The organism is Salinicola sp., from assembly GCF_982684285.1.
In genome coordinates, this window is sequence record NZ_CEXLVS010000058.1 from 1 (window position 1) to 3,279 (window position 3,279).

At 68.3% G+C, this 3,279-nt stretch carries 2 protein-coding genes; both read right to left on the reverse strand.

Features of this window, described 5'->3' with window-relative positions; translation table 11 throughout:
* Positions 1-133: 133 nt before the first annotated feature.
* Positions 134-1,465: an NAD(P)/FAD-dependent oxidoreductase gene (locus tag AC3AYF_RS07165; RefSeq protein ID WP_295037090.1), complete on the reverse strand. Its 1,332-nt coding sequence runs from the start codon at positions 1,463-1,465 to the stop codon at positions 134-136.
* 72 nt (positions 1,466-1,537) lie between these two features.
* The gene (locus tag AC3AYF_RS07170) at positions 1,538-3,013 is read right to left on the reverse strand and encodes an aldehyde dehydrogenase family protein (protein WP_295037088.1); all 1,476 of its coding nucleotides are present in this window, start codon (positions 3,011-3,013) and stop codon (positions 1,538-1,540) included.
* Positions 3,014-3,279 lie beyond the last annotated feature (266 nt).

The window sequence follows — 3,279 nt, forward strand, 5'->3', positions numbered from 1 at the left end:
GCGCGAACCAGTGCCGATCCGATCGCCTTCATTACAGCACCAGGTCCACGGTGGCTGACGCTGAAAGCGGGTGCCGGGCTGGCACAAATCGCCCTTTTTGGATCCAGGAACAGCACAGGCTGCGGCGACGGATTCACATCATCTCGGGCTGTCGGATGCGACTGCCATCGGAAAAGCGCGACAGATGGAAAGGGGCCGGGTCCACCGCCGGCGTGGCACCGGTGGCGATGTCCGCCGCCAGTTGCCCGGACGCGGGACCGATGCCGAAGCCGTGGCCGCTGCAGCCGGACGCGACCGTGAAGCCCGGGATCGCTTCGATCGGCGAGATCACCGGCACCAGATCCGGTGTCGTATCGATCATGCCGGCCCAGGCACGTGCCAGATGCACCCCCTTCAGCGCCGGATACTCGGCGTGCAGCCCGGCCAGCGTCGCCCGGGCCAGCGCCATGTCCGGCATGGGGTCGAGAATGCGCTGCCGTTCGAACGGCGAGACTTGGTCGAACTCCCAGCGTCCGGCCGCTTCCGGGCCGCTGAAGAAAGAGCGCCCCAGCCTGATCTGGAGCTTCTTGGCCAGCTTGCTGCGATAGGCGCTGTAGAATCGGGTGGCGTAACGCAGCCCCTGGGGGCTGTTCTCGCCCCGGCCCAGCCCGGGCATGGCCAACGTATAGCTGCCATCGAGCCGCCGCCGCAGTGCGATTTTCGGTGTGGTCAGGCAGCCGGGAGTCACTTCGGGCGCCGCCGTGGTTTGAATGGCGGTGCCCATGATGTTGGCCGAGGGCAGGTCCACCCCGTGACGCCGGCAAAACCGCGAGCTCCAGGCGCCCCCGGCGCAGATCACGCTCGAGGTGCGGATCAACCCGCGCTCGGTCCATACCCCGCTGACACGGCCCGCGGTGAGATCCAGTCCGCGCACCGCACAGTTCTGATGCACAGACGCGCCGTGCGCCTGGGCTCCGTGCGCGATCGCCGGACACGCCATGGCCGGCTCGGCACGACCATCGGTGGGCGACCAGACCCCGCCCAGCCAGCGCGAGGTGGTACCGGGCGAGCGCTCATGCGCCTCCCCAGCGCTCAGCATGTGACAGACGAAGCCCTGTTCGCGGGCCTGGCGCCCCCAGGTTTCCCACTTATCCAGGCTCTCCTGGCTGTCGGTGGTATAGACGATGCCGCTGCGCCGAAAACCGACGTCACGCCCGACCTCCTTCGACAGGGCCTCCCAGCGGCTCAGGCTGTGCATCGCCAGCGGCAGCTCATACAGGGCGCGGTTCTGTTGACGCACCCAGCCCCAGTTGCGACTCGACTGCTCGCAACCGATCAGCCCCTTCTCCAGCAGCGCCACCGAGATACCCCGGCGGGCCAGCTCATAAGCGGCACAAGTACCCAGGATGCCGCCGCCGATCACCACCACATCCACCTGCTCGGGAAAGTCGGGACTGTCAAAAACGGGATCCACATTGACGAACATGATCGAGAGCCTCTTGTCGGTTTGGACGACGCCAGCCAGGCCGGCGACGTATTGGATGGGGGATGCGGAACCTCACGGGGTCAGGTCGATCAGCACGCTCTTGTGGTGCAGATTGGCCTCATAGGCCGCCCGGCCCAGGTCGCGGCCGATCCCGGAACGCTTGTAGCCACCCGTAGGCAGGATGTAGTCGCGGCTGCGTCCATAGCGGTTGACCCACACGGTGCCCGCCGACAGCCGCCGGACCGCCCGCAGCGCCCGCCCCAGGTCGGCGGTGTGCACCCCCGCCGCGAGCCCGTAGATCTCGTGTTCGGCCAGGCCCAGCGCCTCCTCTTCGTCGTCGAAAGCCTGGATCGTCAGCACGGGGCCGAAGATCTCCTCACGCACGGCCGGATTGTCGGAAGCCCCCACCTGCAGGATCGTCGGTCGATAGAAGCAGCCCCCGCTCTCGGTGTCGAAGCGGGTTCCGCCGGTGAGGAGCTCGGCCCCGGCCTCGCGGGCGCGGGAGACGATCGTCTCCACGCGTCTGGCCTGGGCGTCGGAAATGAGCGGCGAAAATCGCGTACCCGCATGCCAGGTCAAGCCAGGCTCCAGCGTGGCGAAGCGTTGCCGCAGGCGCTCGACCAGCGGTTCCAGCAGCGGCCGCTCGACCAGCAGTCGCGAGCCGGCGACGCAGACCTGGCCGGCGTTGCCGGTGATGGCGGCGGCCAGGGTCTGCGCGGTGCGCTCGAGATCGGGCACGTCGGCAAAAACCAGTTGCGGACTCTTGCCGCCCAGCTCCAGCGTGACCGGTTTCGGTCCGGTCTCGGCACAGGCGCGCATGACCGCGCGACCGGTCCCGGTCGAGCCGGTGAACGTCACCTTGGCGACACCGGGATGCCGGCAGAGCGCCTCTCCGGCGACCGGTCCACTGCCCTGGATCACGTTGAATACCCCGGGGGGAATGCCCGCCTCCACCGCCAGCGTGGCCAGCCGCACCGCCGAGAACGGCGTCATCTCCGACGGTTTCAAGACCACCGTGTTGCCGGCCGCCAGCGCCGGCGCGACCTTCCAGCAGGTCATGCTGAGCGGGAAGTTCCACGGCGCGATGGCCCCCACCACCCCGAGCGGCTCGGCGATCTGCATCCCCAGATGATCGTGCGCCGTGGCCGCCACTTCGCCACCGCACTTGTCGGCGAACTCGGCGAAGAAGCGAATGCCTTCGGCGGTATAGGGCACATCCCAGGCGCGGGCCTGGTCGATGGGCCGGGTGGAACCGAGGGACTCCAGCGCCGCGAGATAATCGATGTCGGCCTCGATCAGATCCGCCCAGCGGCGCATCGCCCTGGCCCGGTCGCGCGGCGGACGACGCGCCCAATCGCTGCCGCCGAACGCGCGCCGCGCGCTGTCGACGGCGGCATCGACATACCCGGCATCGGCACTGGGCAGCATCGCGTAGACCTTGCCGTCCGACGGCCGGGAAACCGGAAGCGTCCCAGTCTCCCGGACGAGACGACCGTGAATGTAGTGCCCGCCAGGAAGGGAAATGCGATCGGGATCGAAGCTCGCCATGGGGGACCTTGCCGTGAGGGATACGTGGAACGCCATCGAGTCGGGAGACCTCGAGAGCCACCGTCGTCGTCTGCTCCCATCGTATGGCGGAACGTCCAGCACAGGGTGCCGAGTGTCCACCTGCCTGGCGCAGTTGATGCGCCGAACCGCCCCTCTCTCGGTGCATTCTGCCGAATTCCGATAATCCGTCGGTCCCGCGTGGCGGGCTGCGTCTCGCGCTGAGTAAAGTACCCGCCCAGGAGCCTGCGATAGCGGTCGTTGCCGGA